Source organism: Niallia sp. HCP3S3_B10 (assembly GCF_052064465.1).
Classification (GTDB): domain Bacteria; phylum Bacillota; class Bacilli; order Bacillales; family Cytobacillaceae; genus Niallia; species Niallia hominis.
In genome coordinates, this window is sequence record NZ_JBQHVO010000162.1 from 1 (window position 1) to 510 (window position 510).

Below are 510 nucleotides of genomic sequence, written 5' to 3' on the forward strand. Positions count from 1 at the left end.
TCCATCGTTCCTCTTTTTTGATAAGCTCGTACGATGTCTTTTGGAGAAGCTATTTCAAAATTTGTAACAAAAAAGGAATGGGCAAAAAGTAATTCACCAGCTGGTCGTACCGATTGGATAATCACTTTTCTTGGTTTCGACCATGACTTGGCTTGATAAGTGGCTTCTTCAAAATAGTGCTCTGTTTCTGAAACATCTCGTGGTGCAGAAGAAGGATGGTATTCTTTAGCAAGACTTTGTAATTGTAGGTTAGATTTTAATCGGATCACATATAAAACGGATTCCTTTTCACACAATTCGTACAAGGCGGGGACGGCAAACCCACTGTCTCCACGAAGGAATAAATTCGTTTCAGGGAACTTTTGGTTGTAGTGTTCAATTAATGGCTGAATAAACTCAACAATACCATTTGAAGTATATACATTTCCGGGACGAAGCTTCGCTTTAAGAAAGTCACCTGTAGCACCATCAAAAGCAACCAATGGATGAAAACCCATTGTTCCATAATGC

1 protein-coding gene is annotated in these 510 nt (G+C 39.0%); it reads right to left on the reverse strand.

Going from position 1 to position 510, the window contains the following annotated elements; all coding sequences use genetic code 11:
- Nucleotides 1–510, reverse strand: a 510-nt coding sequence (locus tag ACTNDN_RS25000; protein WP_441132583.1) for a transposase, incomplete at both ends; no start/stop codon positions are given.